The organism is Rugamonas rubra, from assembly GCF_900114705.1.
GTDB classification, from domain to species: Bacteria; Pseudomonadota; Gammaproteobacteria; order Burkholderiales; family Burkholderiaceae_D; genus Rugamonas; species Rugamonas rubra.
On the sequence record NZ_FOTW01000012.1, the window covers coordinates 141,074 to 162,652 of the forward strand.

Annotated in this window: 21 protein-coding genes; 6 read left to right on the forward strand and 15 right to left on the reverse strand. The window is 66.8% G+C overall.

All coding sequences use genetic code 11. The annotated features are described in order from the left end of the window. Positions 1 to 32 precede the first annotated feature (32 nt). Positions 33 to 968, forward strand: a complete 936-nt coding sequence (gene lpxC / locus BM252_RS13905; RefSeq protein ID WP_093388265.1) for a UDP-3-O-acyl-N-acetylglucosamine deacetylase — start codon at positions 33 to 35, stop codon at positions 966 to 968. A 78-nt stretch (positions 969 to 1,046) separates the two neighbouring features. On the opposite strand, the gene BM252_RS13910 is transcribed toward lpxC, so the two are convergent. Continuing rightward, the gene (locus BM252_RS13910; protein ID WP_245774246.1) at positions 1,047 to 1,535 is read right to left on the reverse strand and encodes a DciA family protein; all 489 of its coding nucleotides are present in this window, start codon (positions 1,533 to 1,535) and stop codon (positions 1,047 to 1,049) included. A 13-nt stretch (positions 1,536 to 1,548) separates the two neighbouring features. Continuing rightward, positions 1,549 to 1,719, reverse strand: a complete 171-nt coding sequence (locus tag BM252_RS31025) for a hypothetical protein (RefSeq protein ID WP_174900524.1) — start codon at positions 1,717 to 1,719, stop codon at positions 1,549 to 1,551. Between the two features lie 75 nt (positions 1,720 to 1,794). Here BM252_RS31025 and secA point away from each other — a divergent pair, with 75 nt between their 5' ends. Next, positions 1,795 to 4,557, forward strand: a complete 2,763-nt coding sequence (gene secA, locus BM252_RS13915) for a preprotein translocase subunit SecA (protein ID WP_093388267.1) — start codon at positions 1,795 to 1,797, stop codon at positions 4,555 to 4,557. Between the two features lie 208 nt (positions 4,558 to 4,765). Here secA and BM252_RS13920 read toward each other — a convergent pair whose 3' ends face one another. The 5 genes from BM252_RS13920 to BM252_RS13940 all read right to left on the reverse strand — a co-directional run bounded on the left by BM252_RS13920 (position 4,766) and on the right by BM252_RS13940 (position 10,597). Then, positions 4,766 to 6,745 (reverse strand): sensor histidine kinase, encoded by a 1,980-nt coding sequence (locus BM252_RS13920; RefSeq protein WP_093388268.1) that lies wholly within the window; start codon positions 6,743 to 6,745, stop codon positions 4,766 to 4,768. Positions 6,746 to 6,944: 199 nt separating this feature from the next. Beyond that, on the reverse strand, positions 6,945 to 7,352 hold the full coding sequence (locus BM252_RS13925) for a type 2 periplasmic-binding domain-containing protein (RefSeq protein WP_245774247.1): 408 nt from the start codon (positions 7,350 to 7,352) through the stop codon (positions 6,945 to 6,947). 13 nt (positions 7,353 to 7,365) lie between these two features. Further along, complete coding sequence (locus tag BM252_RS13930; RefSeq protein WP_093388269.1) at positions 7,366 to 8,586, reverse strand: porin; 1,221 nt, start codon at positions 8,584 to 8,586, stop codon at positions 7,366 to 7,368. A 394-nt stretch (positions 8,587 to 8,980) separates the two neighbouring features. Beyond that, positions 8,981 to 9,388 carry a type 2 periplasmic-binding domain-containing protein gene (locus BM252_RS13935; RefSeq protein WP_093388270.1) on the reverse strand — a complete coding sequence of 136 codons (408 nt, stop codon included), beginning with the start codon at positions 9,386 to 9,388 and terminating at the stop codon, positions 8,981 to 8,983. Between the two features lie 9 nt (positions 9,389 to 9,397). Then, positions 9,398 to 10,597, reverse strand: a complete 1,200-nt coding sequence (locus BM252_RS13940) for a hypothetical protein (RefSeq protein ID WP_093388271.1) — start codon at positions 10,595 to 10,597, stop codon at positions 9,398 to 9,400. Between the two features lie 281 nt (positions 10,598 to 10,878). On the opposite strand from BM252_RS13940, the gene argJ reads away from it, so the two are divergent. The 3 genes from argJ to BM252_RS13955 all read left to right on the forward strand — a co-directional run bounded on the left by argJ (position 10,879) and on the right by BM252_RS13955 (position 13,547). Further along, complete coding sequence (gene argJ, locus BM252_RS13945; RefSeq protein ID WP_093388272.1) at positions 10,879 to 12,117, forward strand: bifunctional glutamate N-acetyltransferase/amino-acid acetyltransferase ArgJ; 1,239 nt, start codon at positions 10,879 to 10,881, stop codon at positions 12,115 to 12,117. Positions 12,118 to 12,126: 9 nt separating this feature from the next. Further along, positions 12,127 to 13,011 carry an ATP-binding protein gene (locus tag BM252_RS13950; protein WP_093388323.1) on the forward strand — a complete coding sequence of 295 codons (885 nt, stop codon included), beginning with the start codon at positions 12,127 to 12,129 and terminating at the stop codon, positions 13,009 to 13,011. 116 nt (positions 13,012 to 13,127) lie between these two features. Further along, positions 13,128 to 13,547 (forward strand): NUDIX domain-containing protein, encoded by a 420-nt coding sequence (locus tag BM252_RS13955; RefSeq protein ID WP_093388273.1) that lies wholly within the window; start codon positions 13,128 to 13,130, stop codon positions 13,545 to 13,547. A 97-nt stretch (positions 13,548 to 13,644) separates the two neighbouring features. Here the strand turns inward: BM252_RS13955 and yacG are convergent, their stop codons facing one another. From yacG to BM252_RS13995, 8 genes are all read right to left on the reverse strand, one after another. Then, positions 13,645 to 13,815, reverse strand: coding sequence for a DNA gyrase inhibitor YacG (gene yacG, locus BM252_RS13960; RefSeq protein ID WP_093388274.1), 171 nt, complete (start codon positions 13,813 to 13,815; stop codon positions 13,645 to 13,647). 14 nt (positions 13,816 to 13,829) lie between these two features. Next, complete coding sequence (gene zapD / locus BM252_RS13965) at positions 13,830 to 14,585, reverse strand: cell division protein ZapD (protein ID WP_093388275.1); 756 nt, start codon at positions 14,583 to 14,585, stop codon at positions 13,830 to 13,832. A gap of 64 nt (positions 14,586 to 14,649) precedes the next feature. Next, the gene (gene coaE, locus BM252_RS13970) at positions 14,650 to 15,330 is read right to left on the reverse strand and encodes a dephospho-CoA kinase (RefSeq protein ID WP_245774248.1); all 681 of its coding nucleotides are present in this window, start codon (positions 15,328 to 15,330) and stop codon (positions 14,650 to 14,652) included. A gap of 8 nt (positions 15,331 to 15,338) precedes the next feature. Further along, positions 15,339 to 16,208, reverse strand: a complete 870-nt coding sequence (locus tag BM252_RS13975; protein ID WP_093388276.1) for a prepilin peptidase — start codon at positions 16,206 to 16,208, stop codon at positions 15,339 to 15,341. Between the two features lie 232 nt (positions 16,209 to 16,440). Then, on the reverse strand, positions 16,441 to 17,025 hold the full coding sequence (locus tag BM252_RS13980; protein WP_093388277.1) for a hypothetical protein: 585 nt from the start codon (positions 17,023 to 17,025) through the stop codon (positions 16,441 to 16,443). Next, positions 17,022 to 19,175, reverse strand: a complete 2,154-nt coding sequence (locus BM252_RS13985; RefSeq protein ID WP_093388278.1) for a serine/threonine-protein kinase — start codon at positions 19,173 to 19,175, stop codon at positions 17,022 to 17,024. Before BM252_RS13985 ends, BM252_RS13980 begins: the two co-directional genes overlap by 4 nt. Before the next feature lie 187 nt (positions 19,176 to 19,362). Next, entirely contained in the window at positions 19,363 to 19,989 is a 627-nt protein-coding gene (locus BM252_RS13990; protein ID WP_093388279.1) for a transglutaminase-like domain-containing protein, read from the reverse strand. Between the two features lie 92 nt (positions 19,990 to 20,081). Next, on the reverse strand, positions 20,082 to 20,888 hold the full coding sequence (locus BM252_RS13995) for an arginase family protein (protein ID WP_245774254.1): 807 nt from the start codon (positions 20,886 to 20,888) through the stop codon (positions 20,082 to 20,084). 343 nt (positions 20,889 to 21,231) lie between these two features. Between BM252_RS13995 and BM252_RS14000 the strand changes: the two genes are divergently transcribed. Further along, a complete protein-coding gene (locus BM252_RS14000; RefSeq protein ID WP_093388280.1) occupies positions 21,232 to 21,570 on the forward strand; it encodes an addiction module antidote protein in 339 nt (112 codons plus the stop codon). The last annotated feature ends 9 nt before the right edge of the window (positions 21,571 to 21,579 follow it).

A 21,579-nucleotide genomic window follows, 5' to 3' on the forward strand; every position in this document is an offset into this window, starting at 1 on the left:
CGCGGCCTCGACAACTTCGCTATAATCCTCGCATGTTAAAACAACGCACCGTCAAAGAATTGGTCCGCACCACCGGCGTGGGACTGCACTCCGGCACCAAGGTCGAACTGACCCTGCGCCCGGCCGCGCCGGACACCGGCATCGTCTTCCGCCGTGTCGACCTCGACCCGGTGGTCGACTTCCCGGCCAGCGCGGCGGCCGTCGGCGACACCCGCATGGCCTCGGTGCTGGTCAAGGACGGCGCCCGCGTCTCCACCGTCGAACACCTGATGTCGGCCTGCGCCGGCCTGGGCATCGACAACCTGTACATCGACGTCAGCGCCGAGGAGATCCCCATCATGGACGGCTCGGCCTCGTCGTTCGTGTATCTGCTGCAGCAGGCCGGCGTGCACGAGCAGCCGGCGGCGAAGAAGTTCATCCGCGTGCTCAAGCCGGTGGAAATCCGCGAAGGCCAGGGCGACAAGGAAAAATGGGCGCGTTTGACGCCCTACAACGGTTTTAAATTAGACTTTTTCATCGAATTCAACCATCCGGCGGTCGACGGCACCACCCAGCGCGCCCATGTCGACTTCGGCGACGTGTCGTATGTGCACGACGTGGCGCGCGCCCGCACCTTCGGCTTCATGCAGGACGTCGAGATGTTGCGCGGCATCGGCCTGGCGCGCGGCGGCTCGCTGGAGAACGCCATCGTCATGGACGAGTATCGCATCCTCAACTCGGACGGCCTGCGCTACGAGGACGAGTTCGTCCGCCACAAGATCCTCGACGCCATCGGCGACCTGTACCTGGTCGGCCATCCGCTGCTGGCCAGCTACGAGGCGCACAAGTCCGGCCATGCCCTCAACAACCAGCTGCTGCTCGAGCTGCTCAAGCATCCGGAGGCCTACGAGATCGTCTCCTTCGCCACCAACGAGACGGCGCCGCCGTCGTATCTGCGCCAGATGGCGCGCGAGTGGGCGCTGACTTAAGCGGTTTTAGCGCCGCCCGAAGGCACCGCGCCAGGGTCAGACCCTAGGGTCTGACCCTATTTTGCCGCCGGCATTCGCTCAGCCCTCGCGGCGGCGCGCCACCATCGCCTTCAGCGCGGCGATCAGGGTGGCGTTCTGCGCCGACTGTTCCAGCGAGTCGCTCAGCGAGTCGAAGGCGCTGATCGCCGCCTCGTTGAGGAACAGCGCGCGCATCTGCTCCTTGACCTCGGCCGCCTTCATCATCTGCACCTTCAACTTGACGCCGTGCACCTGCCAGCCGCGCCGCGCCAGCGTCTCCTGCAGCTTGGGCAGCTGCTGCTTGAGCTTGGCCGCCAGCGCCGCGTTGGGCGTCGACAGCACCAGCTGGTTGTCCTCGAACTGCAGGATCTCGCAATACTTGAACATGGCCGGCAGCGCCGTGGCGCAGTCCTTCTGCAGGGCGGCCATGCGCTCGATGGCCGGCAGCAGGGCGGCCATCTTGTCGTCGCGGCGCAGGAAGTCGGTGGCGCCGACGGCGGTGCGCCGTTTCACCGAGATGTTGGAGGAGTTGAAGGAGTTGAATCGCATGCGGCGAAACATATCACAGCCGCCCCCCGCATGCCGAGGCGGGGCCGGCGCCGGCGCGAATTTTTTTCGACCAGGCATTAAAATGTCTTGATTTTGTGGCATTGTTTGCTGCTGGGCTATTGTTATATAGGCCAATATCCCAATCTTGGCAGCGGCGCATGATAAAATCATCGTCTTTTGCCATAGTCGAACTCCGTAAGGTAAGGCGTTTTCCACCCCACAGAGCTTTTTAAACGGCGTTTTTTTCAAGAATTCAAGCATGTCATTACTGACCCAGATTTTCGGTAGCCGCAACCAGCGGCTGCTCAAGCAATACCAAAAAACGGTACGCGAGATCAATGCGCTCGAGCCGGTCATTGAAAAGCTGACGGATGCCGAGCTGCAAGCGAAGACGCCCGCCTTCAAGGAACGCATCGCCAAGGGGGAGGCGCTCGACGCGCTGCTGCCCGAGGCCTTCGCCGTCTGCCGCGAGGCCAGCAAGCGCGTCTTCAAGATGCGCCACTTCGACGTGCAGCTGGTCGGCGGCATGGTGCTCCACTTCGGCAAAATCGCCGAGATGGGCACCGGCGAGGGCAAGACGCTGACCGCGACCCTGCCGGCCTACCTGAACGCGCTGTCGGGCAAGGGCGTGCACATCGTCACCGTCAACGACTACCTGGCCCAGCGCGACGCCGAGACCATGGGCAAGCTGTACAGCTGGCTCGGTCTGACCACCGGCATCAACCTGTCGCAGATGGAGCACGCCGCCAAGCAGGCCGCCTACGCCTCGGACATCACCTACGGCACCAACAACGAGTTCGGCTTCGACTACCTGCGCGACAACATGGTGTTCGAGGCGCGCGACCGGGTCCAGCGCGCGCTCAACTTCGGCATCGTCGACGAGGTCGATTCGATCCTGATCGACGAGGCGCGCACCCCGCTGATCATCTCCGGCCAGGCCGAGAACCACACCGACCTGTACTACAAGATCAACGAGCTGCCCGGCATGCTGACCCTGCAGGTCGGCGAGGAAACCGCCGACGGCAAGGGCAAGATCGACGTGGCGGGCGACTACACCAAGGACGAGAAGGCCCACCAGGTCCTGCTCACCGAGGCCGGCCACGAGAAGGCCGAGGCGATCCTGACCCAGATGGGCCTGCTGCCCGAGGGCGCCTCGCTGTACGACTCGGCCAACATCACCCTGGTGCACCACCTGTACGCGGCGCTGCGCGCCCACGCGCTGTACTTCAAGGACCAGCACTACGTGGTGCAGAACAACGAAGTGGTGATCGTCGACGAATTCACCGGCCGCCTGATGACGGGGCGCCGCTGGTCGGACGGCCTGCACCAGGCCGTCGAGGCGAAAGAGGGCGTGAAGATCCAGAACGAGAACCAGACGCTGGCCTCGATCACCTTCCAGAACTACTTCCGCATGTACGGCAAGCTGGCCGGCATGACCGGCACCGCCGACACCGAGGCCTACGAGTTCCAGGAGATCTACGGCCTGGAAACCGTGGTGGTGCCGCCCAACCGGCCGTCGCAGCGCAAGGACCGCCAGGACCAGGTCTACAAGTCGACCATGGAGAAGTACAACGCCATGTTGCTGGAGATCCGCGAATGCTACGACAGCGGCCAACCGGTGCTGGTGGGTACCACCTCGATCGAGAACTCCGAGCTGTTGTCGGGCATCCTGGCCAAGGCCAAGTTGCCGCACAACGTGCTCAACGCCAAGCAGCACGCCCGCGAGGCGGAGATCATCGCCCAGGCCGGTAGCCCGAAAGCCATCACCATCGCCACCAACATGGCCGGCCGCGGCACCGACATCGTTCTGGGCGGCAACGTCGAGAACCAGATCAAGTTCATCGAGGCCAACGCCGCGCTGGGCGACGCCGACAAGGCGGCCCAGGCCGCCGCGCTGCGCGACGGCTGGCAGGCGCTGCACGAGCAGGTGGTGGCGGCCGGCGGCCTGCACATCATCGGCACCGAGCGGCACGAATCGCGCCGCGTCGACAACCAGTTGCGCGGCCGCGCCGCCCGCCAGGGCGATCCGGGCTCCTCGCGCTTCTTCCTGTCGCTCGACGACCAGCTGCTGCGCATCTTCGCCGGCGACCGCGTGCGCGCCATCATGGACCGCCTGAAGATGCCGGAAGGCGAACCGATCGAGGCGGGCATCGTCTCGCGTTCGATCGAATCGGCCCAGCGCAAGGTCGAGGCGCGCAACTTCGACATCCGCAAGCAATTGCTGGAATACGACGACGTCGCCAACGACCAGCGCAAGGTGATCTACCAGCAGCGCAACGAGCTGCTCGAAACCACCGACATCTCCGAACTGATCGAGTCGCTGCGCCACGGCGCCTTCACCGACATCGTGCGCGAACACGTGCCCGAGGAATCGGTCGAGGAACAGTGGAACATCAAGGCGCTGGAAGCCACCCTGGCCTCCGAGTGGCAGATCGATCTGGCGCTGGGCGCGATGCTCGCCGCCGAGACCAATCTGACCGACGAGGAGCTGCTCGAGCGCGTGCTGGCCGCCGCCGACGCGCTGTACCAGTCGAAGATCGACATCGTCGGCAAGGAATCGTTCGGCGGTTTCGAGCGCAACGTCATGCTGCAAAGCGTCGACAGCCACTGGCGCGAGCACCTGGCCGCGCTGGACCACCTGCGCCAGGGCATCCACCTGCGCGGCTACGCGCAGAAGAACCCGAAGCAGGAGTACAAGCGCGAAGCCTTCGAACTGTTCGGCCAGATGCTCGACATGATCAAGAACGACGTCGTCAAGCTGATCATGACGGTGCGCATCCAGTCGCGCGAGGAGATCGACGCGGCCGAAGCGGCGATGCAGGCGCCACAGGTGGAGAACGTGCACTACCAGCACGCCGACTTCAACCCGAACGCCGCGCCGGAGGAACTGCTGGCGCCGACCATGTCGGAAGAGGAGTTGAACGATCCCAACTTCGCCGCCAATTACAAGGTCGGCCGCAACGACCCTTGCCCTTGCGGCAGCGGCAAGAAGTTCAAGGCTTGCCACGGCAAGCTGGCCTGACCCTAGGCCACCGGGCGCGGGCCCGGCGGCAACAAAAAAAGCGGAACAGCCCCAGGCTGTTCCGCTTTTTTCGTTGGTCGTCAAGGCGCGGGCTGCTGGCAAGCACCCACAGGCAAGGAGCGAGGGTCAGACCCTAGGGTCTGACCCTGGATTTACGCCGCCGGGTTTTCGTAACTTAGCTGCGTTCCTGCCCAGTTGGGTGCGGCCATCAGCTGCGCTGCGGCGAGCAGCGCGGCAGCGCCATGCGCACCGTGGTGCCGCGGCCGGGCGCCGATTCGATGGCGATGCGCCCGCCCAGCATGCCGGTGACGATGTTGTAGACGATGTGCATGCCCAGTCCCGTGCCGCCCTGGCCCATCTTGGTGGTGAAGAAGGGGTCGAAGACGCGGCGCAGCACCTCGTCGGGCATGCCGGCGCCGTCGTCGGCGAAGACCAGTTCGACCTGGCCCTGGCCCAGCTCGGCGGCGGAGATGGTGATGTTGCCGGCAATGCCGCGCTCGAAGGCGTGCGCCAGGGTGTTGTTGATCAGGTTGTTGAGGATCTGGTACAGGCTGCCGGGGTAGGAGTCCAAGGTCAGGCCGGGCGGAATCGCCAGGTGGGCGGCGCAGCCGGCCTGGCGCAGCCGTGGCGTGTAGGTGGCCAGGGTGTCCTGCACCACGGTCAGCAGGTCGAAGCTGCGGCGCTGGTCGTTGGTCTGGTCGACCGCCACCTGCTTGAACGAGGAGATCAGGTCGGCCGCCTTGTGCAGCGAGCCGGAGATCAGGTTGCTGGCCAGGCGCACCTCCTCCATGTGGGCGCGCAGCTCGGAGCGGCGCAGCGCGCCGCCCTCGACCAGCGCCTCGAACTCGTTGACGCGGTCGCCCAGGGTGGTCGAGGCCAGCAGGGAGTTGCCGATCGGCGTGTTGAGCTCGTGGGCGATGCCGGCCACCAGCGAGCCGAGCGAGGCCATTTTTTCCGCCGCCAGCAGCTCGTCCTGGGTGCGCTGCAGGTTTTCCAGGGCCACGCTGAGGTCGCGGTTGGCCAGCTCCAGCGCGGCCGAGCGCTCGCGCACCCGGCTCTCCAGCGAAATGTTGAGGTCCTTCAGCTCGCGCTTGGCGTTGAGCTCCTCGCTCAGGTCGAGCAGCGCCCAGATGATGGCCGGGCGGCCGTCGAGCACCAGCGAGGACGACCAGATGGCCACGCTGCCGACGCTGCCGTCGGGCAGGCAGACGCCGGCGATGGCGCCGTGCACCGCGCCGTCGCTCTGGTAGATGTTCCAGATTCGGTCGCGCTCGACGGCGCTGGCCCAGAAGGTCACCTGGTCCGAGCGCATGCCGATCAGGCTGTCGACCGGGTAGTCGAAGGTGCGCGCCAGCGCCTGGTTGGCGGCGATCACCCGGCCCTCGTGGTCGGACACGCTGAGCGGCAGCGGCGCCATGTCGAACAGGATCTTGAAGCGCGACTCGGACTCGACCAGGCGGCGTTCGGACTGTTCGAGCTGGGCGACCCGCTCGCGCAGCGCCGCGCTCATGCTGGCCAGCGAGCGCGAGAACATGTCGATCTCGTCGCCGCCCTGTTCGGCCCAGGGCTGGCCGTGGGCCATCTGGCGCGACTGGCCGGTCAGCGCGGCCAGGCGCCGGCCGATGCCGTGGGTGAACAGGTAGAACAGGCCCAGGCCGAGCACGAAGCCGGCCAGCGAGATGGCGCCGCCCTGCAGCATCACCTCGTCGCTGGCGCGCTTCAGGTCGGTGGTCGAGAGGCCGAAGTTGAGCGTGCCGACCTGGTTGTCCTGCAGCAGCAGCGGGGCGCGCGCGTGCAGGGTCTGGCCCTCGGTGACGGTGCGCGCGCCGCGCCCGCCGGCGCCCGGCGTGCCGGCGCGCAGCGCCGGCGGCAGCGCGGCGACGCTGCCGCCGATTTCGATGATCGGCCGGCCCTGGGCGTCGAGGATGACGATGTAGCGCAGGAAGCTGTCCTCGGGGTCGGCCAGCATCTCGGCCAGGTAGCCCGACAGCTGGCCCAGCTTGCCGTTGATGGCGTAGGGGCTGAGCGAGAGGTTGAGGGTGACGGCGTATTCGTGGGCGACCCGCTCGGCGTTCTTGCCGACGGCGTCGTCCATCAGGCGCAGGCTGTTCCAGATCAGCAGGGCGACCACCAGGGCTTGCACCACGGCGCTCAGCACCAGGAATTTCGCGCGTAGCGATAGGTTCAAAACGAGGGTCTCCATCGGGTCGGCGCGGCCGGGAACAGGGTGTCCGTTCCCGCGGCGGCTGGCGGCGCGGTTGGCGCCGCGTGGAATGCTGCCGACTTGTCAATATAACCCATCGCTTGCCATTCGGCACCATCGAGATGGCGCGCGCACGCAAAAACGCCCGGCGTTGCCGGGCGTCGCGGGTGGAGCTAGGCCGGCATCACGGCAGGCTGAGGATCACCTTGACGGTGTCGTCCACCGAGTTTTTGTTGATGTAGCCGATCGCCTTCGGATCGGCGGCGACCGCCTTCTTCACCTCGGCGTCGGAGTTGTACTCCTTGGGTGGCGTGGCCTTGCCGGTGAACACCAGCTTGGACCAGATCGCCTTCACCTGGGCCGGGTCCTTGTCGGCCACCTTGTGGTAGAAGTCGGCGCGGATGGCCGAGCTTTCCGCCTGGTCGACCGGGGTGAACATCGCCGACTTGCCGAGGAAGAATTGCGAGGCCTGTTCGGAGAACATCCGCGTCGCCGGGTTCTTCTGGCTGACGATGACGACCGTCTCGGCCGAGGCGGACAGGGTGGTGCCCAGCAGGGCGGTCAACAACAGCGAGGTCATGGTGGTTTTCATAGTGGCCTCCTGATCAGAACACGAAGTCGAGCGCGGCGCCGACCACGGTGACATTGTTGGTGTAACCGGCGGCCGGACCGAAGTTCAGCGAACCGGATTTGGCTTTCGGCTTGACGCGGTCGACTTGCACCTTCAATGCCAGCGACTTGGCGAAGTCCCAGCGCACGCCGACCAGGTCGGAGCTCTGCTCGGACGAGCTGAGGAAGCTGTAGTTGACGGCCGAGGCCAGCGCGCCCGTCTTGGGGAAGCCGGCCGGCACGTTGACCGACTGGCCGGCGCCCTTGTAGGCGGCGTGGCTGTAGTAGGGCAGGATCTTGCCGAAGCGGTAGCCCACCATGGTGTACCAGGCGTTGGTGTCGGGCACGTAGACCGGCTCCTTGGCGCGGCGCTGGGCGTACTCGGCCTGCACCACGATGTTGCGCCAGTCCATGGTCAAGCCGAGCGAGGTGAAGGCGATGCGCTTGCCGCCGTTCAGGGTCATGTCCTGGCCCAGCTGGCCGAAGCCGATCGTCTTCAGCGTGCCGGTCAGGTTGTTGAGCGGGCCGACGTCGTTGCTGTCGAGCTTGGCTTGGGCGTGGCCCAGGCGCAGCGTGAACGGACCGTATTCGCCGCCCACGCTGACGCCGGCGGCGGGCGCGCGGTAGGTGGCCACCGAGCCGCCGGCCGTCGGCACGAACAGCTTGCCGCGGCTGACGCCGACGAAGGCCTGGGTGCTCAGGTTGAAGTCGCCGATGGCGTGCTGGTAGTTGACGTCGACGCCGTCGACGTTCTCGATCGGCGCCTGGCCGTACATCTCGACCGGCGGACGCATCATGGTGTTGGCGTAGCCGACGTTCTGGTAGTCGGAGATCAGGAAGGTCGGCACGACGACGCGGCCGACGCGCACGTTGATTTCCTCGTTGACCTTGATCTTCAGGAAGGCCCAGGTCAGGTCGGTGGTGAAGCTCTGGCTGGTGTTCTTGCGCGTCAGGATCTGCGCGGTGGTGGAGAACATCTCGTTGATCTTGTAGGTCGCCTGCAGGCCCAGGTTGGAGTCGAGGCCGATCTTGGCCTTGTCGCTGACGCCTTCGGCCTGGTTGTAGCGGGCGAACTCGACCGCGTCGGTGTTGCTCTTGGCCACGCCCAGCGTGCCGAAGCCGCTGATGCTCAGGTTGCCGTCGTCGAGCACGCCGGCCTGGGCCTGCATCATGCCCAGCGCGGCCAGCACGGATGCTACCAATAGTTGTTTTTTCATCTGCCGTATTCCTTCGTATGTTTTTATATTCGGTTCTTTGTTACTGAGTGGCGGTGGTGCGCCAGTCCCCTAAAACAAGCCGGGTAGGGCGTGCAGGTGTTACCTTAGACCAATTTTCTTCAGGGATAAAATGGAATATCAAAAATAGAACGAGTGTACTAAAAACTGTCGTTTTTTTGAGCAATCCAGAGGGGGAGTTCAATTGCAAGATGAGAAAATTTAATAGATAACCATCCATTTCACTAGTGTTTTGATGGTCTCTTTAATAATTTTTATTATTTATTAGTATCGCGCCGGCGCCGCCGGCCGGGCTCGCGGCGGCGCGCCGGCGAGACGTGAAAATGGCGCCACGCGGGCGCCATTTGTAACTTATGGTCAACAGAATTTTCGCGCGTCAAGGCACGGTGAGTATCACTTTCACCGTGTCGTCGACGTGCGCCTTGTCGATGTAGCCGATGGCGACGGGGTCGGCGGCGACCGCCTTCTTGACCTCGGCGTCGGAGTTGTACTCCTTCGGCGCGCTGCCCTTGCCGGTGAACACCAGCTTGGACCAGACCGCCTTGACCTGGGTGGCGTCCTTGCCCAGCACCTTCTGGTAGAACTCGTTGCGCAGCGGGCTGTCGTTGCGCTCGATCGGGGTGAACAGGCTGGACTTGCCGAGGAAGAACTGCGAGGCCTGTTCGCTGAACATGCGGGTGGCCGGGTTTTTCGGGCTGACGATGACAACGATCTCTGTGGCGAACACGGGCGCGGCCAGTGACAGGCTGCCGGCGAGCAGGGACAGGGCGAGTTTCGTATTCATGTGGCCCCCTTAGAAGACGAAGTCGACGCCGACCGCGTAGACGTTGACCGGACCCTTGAAGCCGGGTGCGGCGTTGATGAAGGCGCCGCTGCCGTTGCGCGGCGAGATGCGGTCGATCTGCAGCTTCAGCGCGGCGGCCTTGTAGAAGTCCCAGCGCAGGCCGACCGCGTTGGTCGACTGCAGCGCCGCCTTGACGGCGCCGTTGACGCCGGCCGACAGCGGCGCCAGCGGGCCGCTGGTGGGCAGCGAGCTGTACTCGTTGCGGCTGTCCTGCTTGATGTCGCCGTACATGTAGTAGGGCGTGAACTTGCCGTAGCGGTAGCCCAGCATGGCGTACCAGGAGCTGGTGTCGTGGACCAGGCGCGACTCGGTCTTGCGCTTGGCGTACTCGGTCTGGACCAGGAAGTTCTTGTAGTCCATCGTCAGGCCGAGCGAGGTGAACGATCCCTTGATATCCTCGAGCTTGAGGTCGTCGGCGATGGCGCCCAGGCCGACCGCGCGCAGCGTGGTGTTCAGGCCGGTCAGGCTGGGGTTGTTCTTGGCGGAGAACTTGGCGTCGGCGCGGCCGAAGCGGTAGGTGAAGGGACCGTTCTCGACCACCACGTGGAGCGCGGTGACGGTGCTGAAATCGGTGTAGGCGTTGCCCGGCTGCTTGTTCTGCGACTTGCCGAACGCGAACTGGGCGGTGACGCTGGTGTCGTCGAAGCTGTGCTGGTAGACCACGTCGACGCCGTCGACGTGGTCGACCGAGACCTGGCGGTAGACCTCGGCCGGCGGCCGCAGCATGGTGTTGGCGTAGCCGACGTTGCGGAAGTCGGAGATCAGGTAGATCGGCAAGCCGACGCGGCCGGCGCGCAGGCTGAAGTCGTCGCTGGCCTTGTACTTGGCGAAGGCCCAGGCCAGCTCGGCGCCGTACTGGTCGGTGGCGTACTTGCGCACCAGGCCCTGGGCGGTGAAGGAAACGGTCTCGTTCCACTTTGCGGTGGCCTGCACGCCGAAGTTGGAGTCGACGCCGGGGCGCGCGTCCTTGCGCACGCCGGCCGCCTGGCCGGGGCGGATGTACTCGGCCTGGTCGGTGTCGCTCATGGTCAGCGCGGCCGTGCCGAAGCCGCTGATGGTGATGGCCGGGCCGTCCTCGGCGTGCGCGGGCAGGGCGGCGCAGGCCGCCAGAAGCGCGAGCGCGCTGCGTGACAGGGTTGTTGGTTTCATCGGTATCCCTCCAGGTTGGTGTGGGCGCCTTGTTGTTTTGACTTCCGGCGCTGCGTTGAGTGTGTACCTGCGGCAATGGCTTGTCTTTTCCTTTCGCCCGGCGGCGGTGTTTTCGTTGTGGAAAGGCAACGAAACACGGCCGCGGGCGCCGCTCGCCGGCGGCCGGCCGGGGCCAGCGCGCGGCGGCGCGCCCTTGGCGCCGTCGCGCCCGGCGCCATCCCCATTCGCGGCGCCAGGGATTACAATAGCGGCTCCCTTTTCCCACCCATGAGAACCCGAATATGGCCGTCAATTCCCCCCTGCCCGTCGCCACCGACCTGAAGCCCGTCGCCGGTATTGAAATCGGCTTCGCCGAAGCCGGCATCAAGAAGCCGAACCGCAAGGATGTGCTGGTGCTGACCCTGGCGCCGACGGCCACCGTGTCCGGCGTGTTCACCATGAACCGCTTCTGCGCCGCGCCGGTGCAGATCGCCAAGGCCCACCTGGCCGCCGTGCGCGACGGCGCCAAGCCGATCCGCGCGCTGATGGTCAACACCGGCAACGCCAACGCCGGCACCGGCGCCGTCGGCCTGGCCCTGGCCAACGAGAGCTGCGCCGCGCTGGCCGGCCTGCTCGGCTGCGAGGCCGGCCAGATCCTGCCGTTCTCGACCGGCGTGATCCTCGAGCCCCTGCCGGTCGGCAAGATCGTCGCCGCCCTGCCGCAGGCCGTCGCCGACCAGCGCGCCGACAGTTGGTTCAACGCCGCCGAGGCCATCATGACCACCGACACCCAGCCCAAGGCGGCCTCGCGCATGGTGGACATCGCCGGCCACAGCGTGACGATGAGCGGCATCAGCAAGGGCGCCGGCATGATCAAGCCGAACATGGCGACCATGCTCGGCTTCCTCGCCTTCGACGCCAAGGTGGCCCAGCCGGTGCTCGACGCCCTGGTCAAGCACGCCGCCGACCGGTCGTTCAACTGCATCACCATCGACGGCGACACCTCGACCAACGACTCCTTCATGCTGATCGCCACCGGCGCCGGCACGCTGGTGGTGGACTCGGTCGACACGCCCGAGTACGCCGCGCTGGCCGCCGCCGTCACCGAGCTGTCGCTGTTCCTGGCCCAGTCCATCGTGCGCGACGGCGAGGGCGCCACCAAGTTCATCACCATTACCGTCGAGGGCGGCAAGGACGTCGAGGAGTGCCGCAAGGTGGCCTACTCGATCGGCCACTCGCCGCTGGTCAAGACCGCCTTCTTCGCCTCCGACCCGAACCTGGGCCGCATCCTGTGCGCCATCGGCTACGCCGGCGTCGACGACCTCGACGTCGACAAGCTCAACCTCTACCTGGACGACGTCTGGGTCGCCAAGGACGGCGGCCGCAACCCCGACTACAAGGAGGAGGACGGCCAGCGCGTCATGAGCCAAAGCGAGATCACGGTGCGCGTCAAGCTGGCGCGCGGCGCCGCCGAGGCCACCGTCTACACCTGCGACCTGTCGCACGAGTACGTGACCATCAACGCCGACTACCGCTCCTGAGGGATGGCCATGGCGAGTCCCCTGGAACAATTCCTCGTGCGCGCCGAGGCCCTGCTGCAACGGGTCGAGGCGATCCTGCCGCAGGCGCCGCGCGAGCCCGACTGGAAGCTGGGCCACGCCTACCGCTGGCGCAAGCGCAACGGCGGCGGCGCCAGCTATTTGCAGGCGGTGGCCCACGTCTCCAACATCGCGCTCGACGACCTGCACAACATCGCTCCGCAAAAGGCGCAGATCGAGCAGAACACGCGCCAGTTCGTGCGCGGCCGGCCGGCCAACAACGTGCTGCTGACGGGCGCACGCGGCACCGGCAAGTCCTCGCTGATCAAGGCCTGCCTGAACCAGTTCGCCGTCGACGGCCTGCGCCTGATCGAGGTCGACAAGGCCGACCTGGCCGAGCTGCCCGACATCGTCGACCTGGTCGCCGGCCGGCCCGAGCGTTTCGTCATCTTCTGCGACGACCTGTCGTTCGAGGAGGGCGAGAGCGGCTACAAGGCGCTGAAGGTGGCGCTCGACGGCAGCGTGGCGGCGCAGTCGGACAACGTGCTGATCTACGCCACCTCGAACCGGCGCCATTTGATGCCGGAACGCATGTCCGACAACGCCAGCTACCAGCACGACGAGGACGGCGACCTGCATCCGGGCGAGACGGTGGAGGAGAAGATCTCGCTGTCGGAGCGCTTCGGCCTGTGGCTGTCGTTCTACCCGTTCAAGCAGGACGACTATCTGGACATCGTGGCGCACTGGCTCGGCTCGTTCGGCTGCGACGCCGCGCAGATCGCGGCGGCACGCGCCGACGCGCTGCGCTGGGCCCTGCAGCGCGGTTCGCGCTCGGGCCGGGTGGCCTGGCAGTTCGCCAAGGACCACGCCGGCAAGTTGCCGGAAGGCGCGCCGTGAGCGCGGCGGCGGTGAGCGTGGCGGCCGGTGGCGCGCAGGCACTCCCGGCCGGGCCGGCGGCGGCAGCCGAGGCGGTGATATCTACGGCAGCGACAGCGGCGGCCTCGGCGCCAGCCGTGGCGGCGGCCAAGCCGGTCGACGTCGCGGTCGGCATCCTGATTGCGCCGAACGGCGACGTGTTGCTCGGCCAGCGGCCGGCCGGCAAGCCCTACGAGGGTTACTGGGAGTTCCCGGGCGGCAAGGTCGATCCGGGCGAGACGGTGCTGCAGGCGCTCAAGCGCGAGTTCATGGAAGAGCTGGGCATGGTGGTGGAGAGCGCGCAGGAGTGGTGCGGCGTGGAGTACGTGTATCCGCACGCCCATGTGCGGCTGCATTTCTTCATCAGCCGCGACTGGCACGGCGAGGCGCAGAGCCTGGAGGGCCAGGCCTTCGCCTGGCAGGGCGCGGTCGGCGTCGAGCCGCTGTTGCCGGCGACCATACCCCTGCTGGAGTGGCTGGAGCAGATCCGCCACGATCCGGCGGCATTGCCGGCTTAAGCCCCCAAAGCCAGGGGTCTGACCCCGTACGGGGTCAGACCCCGCGACTAGCGCCTTGCGGGGTAAAAAAACAGGCAGCCCACGGGCTGCCTGTTTTTCATTCCTCGTCGAGCGGGTCGACCGGCGGGGCGGCCGGGATGGCGTATTTTTCCTCGGCCCAGGCGCCCAGGTCGATCTGTTTGCAGCGCTCCGAGCAGAACGGGCGGTACTTGTTCTTTTCGCTCCACTCCACCTTCTTGGCGCAGGTCGGGCAATCAACTACGGTCATAAAACACTATCTCGTCAAAAGTTACAAAGGGTTAGCTCGAATGGCACATCGTCTTCCAGCGGCTTCGGTTTCAAGTCGCCGCCCTGGCTGGTGAAGCGCACCCACAGCATGTATTTGTTGGCGGAAATCTCCGGGATCGCGCCCAGCGACTCGTCCAAGCTCAGGCGCAGCATCTGGTAGACCTTGCCTTGCAGCATCTGCTGGTAGCTGCCGGCGACGGCGATCATCTTCACCGGGCCGCCCGAGTCGCGCAGCAGGCGCAGCACCAGGGCCAGCGCGTCGAACAGCGGCGCCAGCGGGGCGAACCAGTTGGCGATGTCGTTGAAGCGCTGCTCGGCGCTGCGCTTCTGCCAGGCGTAGTAGGACGGCAGGTCGAACTCGCAGGCGCCGCCGGGGATGATGGTGCGGCCGCGGATGCTCATCAGCCATTCGTTGTCGCGCACGTTCTGTCCGGTCTTGCCCTGGGCCGACACCAGCGCGCTGCTGACGTCGTCGAGTTCGGCGAGTATGGCGTCCAGCGTTTCCGCCTGGACATTCGGATTCATGCGGTAGCCGAGCAGGCTTTGGCGCTGGCGTTCCAGCTCCTGCAGCAGGTCGGATTTGAGGTCGGCGCGGCCGGCCACTTCGAGCATGTCGAAGATGGTGGCGAGGGCGACGTGATGTTGCATTGGATGTTCTTGATGGACAAAGAACTTGAATTTCTCGTACAGATCCTCCAACCGCAACAACGTGCGTATGCGCTCGTTGAAAGGATATTCGTAGACAATCAAAATAACATCCCTTTTTATGTGTGGACCCGCTCAATCCCGTGATTTTGAAGCAAGCGAAGCAAAATTACAAACGTTGCGACGGTATTGTCGTCGTTCTTTTCGAAAATGCCAGGTATAAATCGTGCAGGCGCTCGATTTGCGGCGCCAAGTCGGCGATGTCGCCCTCGTTGCTGACGATGTCGTCGGCCAGCTCTCGGCGCAACTGGCGCGGCACCTGAGTCGCCATAATGGCCTTGACTTGGGCTTCTGGCAAGCCATTGCGCGCCATCACGCGGGCGATCTGCAGGCTTTCCGGGCAGTCGACGGCCAGCACCCGGGCCACCCGGGCGCGCCAGCTGCCCGACTCGAACAGCAGCGGCACGGCATAGATCACATAGCTGCCGGTGGCGGTGGCGGCCGCCGCCAGCGCGGCGTCGCGGATGCGCGGATGCAGGATGGCCTCCAGCCTGGCCTTGGCCGCCGGCTCGGCGAACACCAGGGCGCGCATGCGGGCGCGGTCGAGCGCGCCGTCGGCGGCGGCGAACTCGGCGCCGAACTCGGCGACGATGGCGGCCATGGCATCGCCGCCCGGCCCGGTCAGGGCGTGGGCGATCTGGTCGGTGTCGACGATGGTCGCGCCGCGCGCGGCGAACATGTCGGCGACGGTGCTCTTGCCGCAACCGATGCCGCCGGTCAGGCCGACGGCGAAGGGCGCGGGGGAAACGGCTGGGGGCGGGGCGGCGGCGGTATCGGCGGACATGGTCATGGTTGCTCTCAGCCCAGCAGGCCGAGGGTAAAGGCGGAAATCGAATTGCCGTACAATATGGCGATCAGCCCGGCGGCGGCCAAATAGGGGCCGAAGGGGATCGGGTTGTTGCGGCCGTGGCGGGCGAAGACGATCAGGCTGATGCCGACCAGCGCGCCGACCACCGAGGACAACAGGATGATGGTCGGCAGCATGGCCCAGCCCAGCCAGGCGCCCAGCGCGGCCAGCAGTTTGAAGTCACCATACCCCATTCCCTCCTTGCCCGTCGCCAGCTTGAACAGCCAGTAGATGCTCCACAACGCCAGATAGCCGGCCGCCGCGCCGACCACGGCGTCGTGCAGCGGCACGAAGGTGCCGTTCAGGTTGACCAGCAGGCCGGCCCACAGCAGCGGGTAGGTCAGGTCGTCGGGCAGCAGCTGGGTGTCGGCGTCGATGAAGGTCATGGCGATCAGGCTGTACAGGAAGAACAGCGCGGCCAGGCCGGCCCAGCCGCTGCCCAGGCGCCACACCAGCAGGGCCGACAGCAGGCCGGTGAGCAGTTCGACGGCCGGGTAGCGCGGCGAGATCGGCGCCCGGCAGGCGCTGCACTTGCCGCGCAGCACGAGCCAGCTGAGCAGGGGGATGTTTTCCAGCGCGGTGATCTGGTGGCCGCAGTGCGGGCAGGCCGAGCGCGGCACCATCAGGTTGAAGCGTTCGGCGTGGGGCGCCTCGCGGCCGCTCTCGACGGCGACGTAGTTGTCCGATTCGCGCTGCATCATCTTCGGCACGCGGTAGATCACCACGTTGAGGAAGCTGCCGATCAGCAGGCCGAACAGGCCGGCCAGCAGGCTGATGGCGAAGTCGGCCGGGGCGGCGAACAGCAGGGGGTGTGGGGACATCGTATCGGCTTCCGCGTTCGGTGGGCCCGGGCGCGTGGTCTCGGCGAGGCGGCGGCGGGCGAATTCCCGTATTAAAACACGGCGCGCCCGGCGGCGGCGAGGCGCGGCCGGTGAATTTTGCTTTTTTGCACCACGCGGCTGGCGCAAGCGCCCGGCGCCGGGCGGGCGGGGCGCCGTGGCCGGCACGCACTTCGTGTCGCCGCCGGGCGGCCCGGCGGCGACGCGGGACTGCTTAGTTCGGTTCGGTGCCGTCGCCGACTTCGCTTTCCGGATCGAACGAGAAGACGCGCAGCTCGGCCGGGCGGACATCGCCGAAGTCGAGTCGCACGGTGACGATGAAGGACAGTTCCCAGCGGCCCTGCGGCTTGGCCACTTCCAGCTCGCCCTGCCAGACTTGCTTGACGCGGTGCGCGTGCGGACGGGTCGGGTGCGGCTCCTTGCACGAGACCACCTCGAACTTGTTGGGCAGGACGTAGACGGCGCGGTCGATGCCGCAGAACGGCGAGGGCTCGGCGTACTTCAGCGGCAGCTTGGCGCCGATCTGGATGATCTGCGGGTTGGTCAGCAGGCAGCAGTCGACCACTTCGAAGCTGCGGAAACCGCTGGTGTGGCTGCCCAGGCCGTCGATCTCGACGTGCAGCATCTCACCCGGCTGGAACAGGATACCGCCGGCGTGGTCGCCCTTGGCCGGACGTGAATTCGGCAGGAACTCCCAGTCCAGCGCGTCGCTGGTCTGGTTGGCGTCGAACGATACCTTCAACAATACTTCTTTGCGTACTTTGTCTTCCGTGTTGACCGCTTGCGCTTCCAGTTTCATTGTGCACTTTCAAGGAGGAGAGATTGATAATGGGGATCGCGCCGCAACGCGATCAGGTCGGGCTCGCTGTCGATCAAATGGGCCGGATAGCCCAAGGTGCTCGCCCGGATCAGCGCGGCGATGGCGGACTGGCGCCTAGCGCTCAGCTCGTATGCCAGCGCCGCGCGGAATTGGATATCGGGGCTGGCCGGCGCCCGCGTCAGCGCCCTCTCGGTCCAGGCCAGCGCGCCGGGCGCGTCGCCAAGGCGGACCCGGTACCAGCCCATGCGCGAGGCCAGGGTGGCATTGTCGGGCGCGCGCTCGAGCTGCGGCGCGAGCAGGTCGCTGGCGCGCTGGTAGGCCTGGCGCGAGTCGTCCTCGCGGCCGGGCAGCCAGCGCAGCGCATCGGCCAGGTTGGCCCATCTCAGATAGTCGTTCGGGCTGCCCTTGGCCGACGAGACGGCGCGCTCGAAGGCCTGGGCGGCGCCGGCGTAGTCGGCGCGGGCGAACAGCGTGGTGCCCAGGTTGGTGTACAGGCGCCCGTTTGGCCGAACCTGCAGGCCCTGTTGCAACACCTGCAGCGCCTCGTCGTTGCGGCCCTGGCGCAGCAGCGCCGCGTTCAGGTTGGCGTAGGCGTACACGGCGTCCGGTTCGAGTTGCAGGCTCAGGCGGAAGGCCGTCTCGGCGGCCGTGTAGTCGGCCTGCTGGAAGCGCAGCGAGCCGAGCAGGTCGGCCAGGCGCCGTTCGCGCGGATGCAGTTGGCGCGCCTGTTGCAGCAGCGCTTCGGCCTCGTCGAAGCGGCGTAGGCCGAGCAGGGCCTGGATCTTTCCGGCCAGCGCCAGCAGAGCCTGCGGATCGAGTTCGAGCGCGCGCTTGAAGTGCGGCAGCGCGGCTTCATTCTGGCCCGCCACCCGCAGCGCCTCACCTTGGGCGACGTGGGCCAGCGCCAGCTGGTCGTCCAGCCGCAGCGCCTGCTGGGCGCTGGCGTTGGCCTGCGCCAACAGGGCTGGATCGCGGCCGTCGCCGCCGTAGCGAAAGCTGTAGGCGATCGACAAACCGGCGGCGGCGCTGGCTTGGCGCGGATTCTGCTTCAGGATCGCAAGGAAGGCGTTGTCGGCCTCGGTCAGGCTGCCGTCGCGGTCGTAGTGGCTCAGCGCTTCCCAGCCGGCCTGCAACGTCTGCGCCGGCGCCAGCATGGGGTGCCAGCGTTCCAGCGGCGCCAGCAGCCACAGCGCGCCGCCCAGCAGGGCGACGGCGGCGCCGGCAGCAACGGCGCCGCGCCAGCCGCGCCAGCGCCACCGCGCCGCCGCAGCCGCCGCCGCCGGGGTGTCCGGCGCGCGCAGCGCGGCGATGCGCTGGCGCACCGCCGCCATGCTGCGCAGCCGCTGGCTGGGGTCGCGCGCCGTCATCGCCCGCACCAGCGCCACGCTGGTGGCCGGCACCTCGGGCGGGAAGGGCCAGCGCGTCGAGCAGGACTGCAGGTGGGCGGCGGCCAGCGCCAGGCCGTCGAGGTCGGCGAACGGGCGGCTGCCGGCCAGCATCTCGTACAACATGGCGCCGAGGGCGTATATGTCGGCGCCGACGCTGGGCGGCTGGCCGCCTAGGCGCTCGGGCGCCATGTAGGCGATGGTGCCGTCGCTGTGGTCGGTCGTCGAGGACTGGTTGGCCAAGGGGTTGATCTGGCGTGCCAGGCCGAAGTCGAGGATGCGTGGCGCACCGGACGGTTCGATGATCAGGTTGGACGGCTTCAGGTCGCCGTGCACCAGGCCGCTGGCGTGCGCCTCGGCCATGGCGGCGGCGATCTGGTCGACGATCGCCAGCGCCTGCTCGGGGCTCAGCGAACGCTCCAGCATGTGCTGGCGCAGCGTGCTGCCCTGCACCAGTTCCATGACGATGGCCTGGCTGGCGCCGCCCCCGGCCACCGAGAAGATTTTGACGAAGGCGCTGTGGCTGAGCGCGGCGGCCAGCCGCGCTTCGCGGATCAGGCGTTCCGGGTCGAGCGCGGCGGCACCCAGTTTGAGCTGCTTGATCGCCACGGCGCGGCACAGCGTGGCGTCCCAGGCTTCGAACACCTGGCCATAGCCGCCCTCGCCGAGCCGGCCACGGATCTCGTAGTGATCCGGCAGTTCGGCATCGAGGGCGCTGTGTTGCAAGTTGATCGAGGCAGCCACTATTCGTCTTCCAGCCGCGCGCAGGCAGCATATTTGCGAAATACTATTGAATCACAGATATCATTATTGCTATGGCAATATTTCAATCATGTTGCAATTAAACTACGTTTAACAATGGGCAATGTTAATTGATGGTAGCACTTCTTGCCAAGCTGTTATTTCGACCAGTAGTTACCGGCCGCCGCGCTCAAACGCCTATGTGGCGGCTGGCGGCGGCGGACGGGGTAGGCGGCGCCACGTCGAGCGGCGCGGCGCGGTAGTCGGCGATCGAGGCCAGCGCCCGCGTGCGCGACACCAGCTCCGGCCAGGGCTCGGCCCACACCTCGGCGTACAGACGCTCGCCCGGCGCCTGCACGGCGAAGGCGAGGTTTTCCCGCCCGGGGGTGAATTCGCATTGGATGCCGGGCTTGTTGCCGCGCGCGTCGCAGCGATACCAACTGTGGCCATCCAGCCACAGCGCCACCAGCCCGTGGCTGCAGAAGGCGGCGCCGGCCTCGTCGAACAGCAGGCGCTGGTAGCAGAAGCCGGCCGGAATGCCGTGCCGGCGCAGCAGGGCGACCAGCAGGTGGCTTTTCGCCGTGCACAGGCCGGTGCCGGCGGCCAGCACCTCGGAGGCGACGCAGGTGACCTCGTCGCGGTTGAAGTCGATGCTGTGCTCGATGTGGTCGCGCACCCAGTCGAAGCAGTTGCGCGCCGTTTCCTCGGCGTTGGCGCCGGCCAAGCTGCGCGCCAGCGCGGCGATGGCCGGATGGTCGTGGTCGACGATGGCGCTGCGGGCGAGGAAGTCGGCGGGGATGTCTATTGTGTTGTGCATGGTGGTTGTGGTCAAGGTTGGGGCGCGCGCGGCGCCGTTCGGCTGGGCGGCGCTGGCCGCCGTGGAAAATTGGGTGGTCGCGGACGGCCGACTCAGGCGCCGGCCGGCAGGCGCTCGAGCAGGGGCCGCAGCGCGTCGAGCAGCGCGGCCGGCGAGACCGGCGCGCCGCCGGCCTGCCAGGCGTGCTCGAACTCGGCGATCTCGACGCCGACCAGCTCGTGCTCGGCGACGACGGCGCAGGCGGCGCCCAGCTCGGCCAGCGACAGCCCGCCTGTGCAGCGGTAGTCGGTCGGCACGATACCCGGCTCGAGCACGTCGCAGTCGAGGTGGAGGTAGACCGGCCGGCCGGCGATGGCGCGGCGCAGTTCGTCGGCCAGTCCGGCGCCGGCGGTCACCAGCCGCAGCGTGCCGGCGTCGATCAGCGCCTGCTCTGCCGGGTCGATGTCGCGGCCGCCGACCAGCACCACGTTGCCGACGGCCAGGCCGGCGCCCAGCCCGGAGTCCCACAGGCCGCAGGCGCCGGCCAGCACCATGCCGCCCAGATAGCCGCTGGCGCTGGTGTGCGGCGTGTGGAAGTCGGCGTGGGCGTCGAACCAGACCACGCAGGCGTCGGGCCGCTGGCTGGCGACGACGGGCAGCATGGCCAGCGAGACGGCGCAGCGGGTCGCCGCCGTCAGCGGCACGGCGCCCCGGCGCAGGATGGCGGCATGGTGCTCGGCCAGTGCGCGCAGCGCCGGCAGGGCCGCGTCCAGCTCGCTGCGCCAGCCGCTGTTGAGGGCTGGCTCGGGTCGGCCGATGACGCTGGCCGGCAGGCCCAGCCGCGCCGCCAGCATGGCGCCGACCGCCGCCGCGCCCGGCATGGCCAGATCGTTGTGGTCGCCAGCCCTGGCTTGGAACACTGTCAATGCGATTTCTTTGCTCACGTCTATATTTTTATCGGAAGGGAAAGAGTGGGGATGTCGCCTATCTCAAGGCAAGGCGCGGGTCACTGCGATATCGTATTGTTAATTTTGACAGAAATTTGGTAAACGGGTTGAATCAAGCTGAGAAGTGGCAGCACTGCAATACCTGCGGGAAAGCTGAGACGACATGGGCGACTCGGTGTTCAATTTCGATAGATATCCTGTTATCGCCCGATTACAATTTATATGTACACGATCAAATATCTCCCAGAATTTGCGAACTGGCTGGGTAGCATAGCGGACGCCAAAGTGCGCGGTGTCGTGGTCTAGGAGGCATACCATGAGCAATCGAATCAATGTGGCGGAGCTGCCGGACTTCGACGCGGCCCCTTATCTCGACAGCGCCGAAGCAATCGCCGCATACCTCACCGACATTCTGGAAGCGAACGATGCCTCTCTGCTGGCTGCCGCCTTGGGCGACATCACGCGGGCCCGCGGCGTGGCAGAGGTGGCGAAGTCGGCCGGCATCTCGTGCGAGGCGCTGCACAAGGCGTTGCGTGCCGATAGCACACCTCGCTTCGATACGATCAGCCGGATCTGCATGGCGCTCGGCGTGCGGCTGGTGGCGCAGCCGCTGCCAGCCGATGTGGCGCTGGCGAGCCAGCTCGCCGGCGCCTAGCCGCGCCGC

Coding starts and splice junctions, on each gene's coding strand:
- lpxC (WP_093388265.1), top strand. CDS start 33: ATGTTAAAACAACGCACCGTCAAAGAATTGGTCCGCACCACCGGCGTG.
- BM252_RS13910 (WP_245774246.1), bottom strand. CDS start 1,535: ATGCGATTCAACTCCTTCAACTCCTCCAACATCTCGGTGAAACGGCGC.
- BM252_RS31025 (WP_174900524.1), bottom strand. CDS start 1,719: ATGGCAAAAGACGATGATTTTATCATGCGCCGCTGCCAAGATTGGGAT.
- secA (WP_093388267.1), top strand. CDS start 1,795: ATGTCATTACTGACCCAGATTTTCGGTAGCCGCAACCAGCGGCTGCTC.
- BM252_RS13925 (WP_245774247.1), bottom strand. CDS start 7,352: ATGAAAACCACCATGACCTCGCTGTTGTTGACCGCCCTGCTGGGCACC.
- BM252_RS13930 (WP_093388269.1), bottom strand. CDS start 8,586: ATGAAAAAACAACTATTGGTAGCATCCGTGCTGGCCGCGCTGGGCATG.
- BM252_RS13935 (WP_093388270.1), bottom strand. CDS start 9,388: ATGAATACGAAACTCGCCCTGTCCCTGCTCGCCGGCAGCCTGTCACTG.
- BM252_RS13940 (WP_093388271.1), bottom strand. CDS start 10,597: ATGAAACCAACAACCCTGTCACGCAGCGCGCTCGCGCTTCTGGCGGCC.
- argJ (WP_093388272.1), top strand. CDS start 10,879: ATGGCCGTCAATTCCCCCCTGCCCGTCGCCACCGACCTGAAGCCCGTC.
- BM252_RS13950 (WP_093388323.1), top strand. CDS start 12,127: ATGGCGAGTCCCCTGGAACAATTCCTCGTGCGCGCCGAGGCCCTGCTG.
- yacG (WP_093388274.1), bottom strand. CDS start 13,815: ATGACCGTAGTTGATTGCCCGACCTGCGCCAAGAAGGTGGAGTGGAGC.
- coaE (WP_245774248.1), bottom strand. CDS start 15,330: ATGACCATGTCCGCCGATACCGCCGCCGCCCCGCCCCCAGCCGTTTCC.
- BM252_RS13975 (WP_093388276.1), bottom strand. CDS start 16,208: ATGTCCCCACACCCCCTGCTGTTCGCCGCCCCGGCCGACTTCGCCATC.
- BM252_RS13980 (WP_093388277.1), bottom strand. CDS start 17,025: ATGAAACTGGAAGCGCAAGCGGTCAACACGGAAGACAAAGTACGCAAA.
- BM252_RS13990 (WP_093388279.1), bottom strand. CDS start 19,989: ATGCACAACACAATAGACATCCCCGCCGACTTCCTCGCCCGCAGCGCC.
- BM252_RS14000 (WP_093388280.1), top strand. CDS start 21,232: ATGAGCAATCGAATCAATGTGGCGGAGCTGCCGGACTTCGACGCGGCC.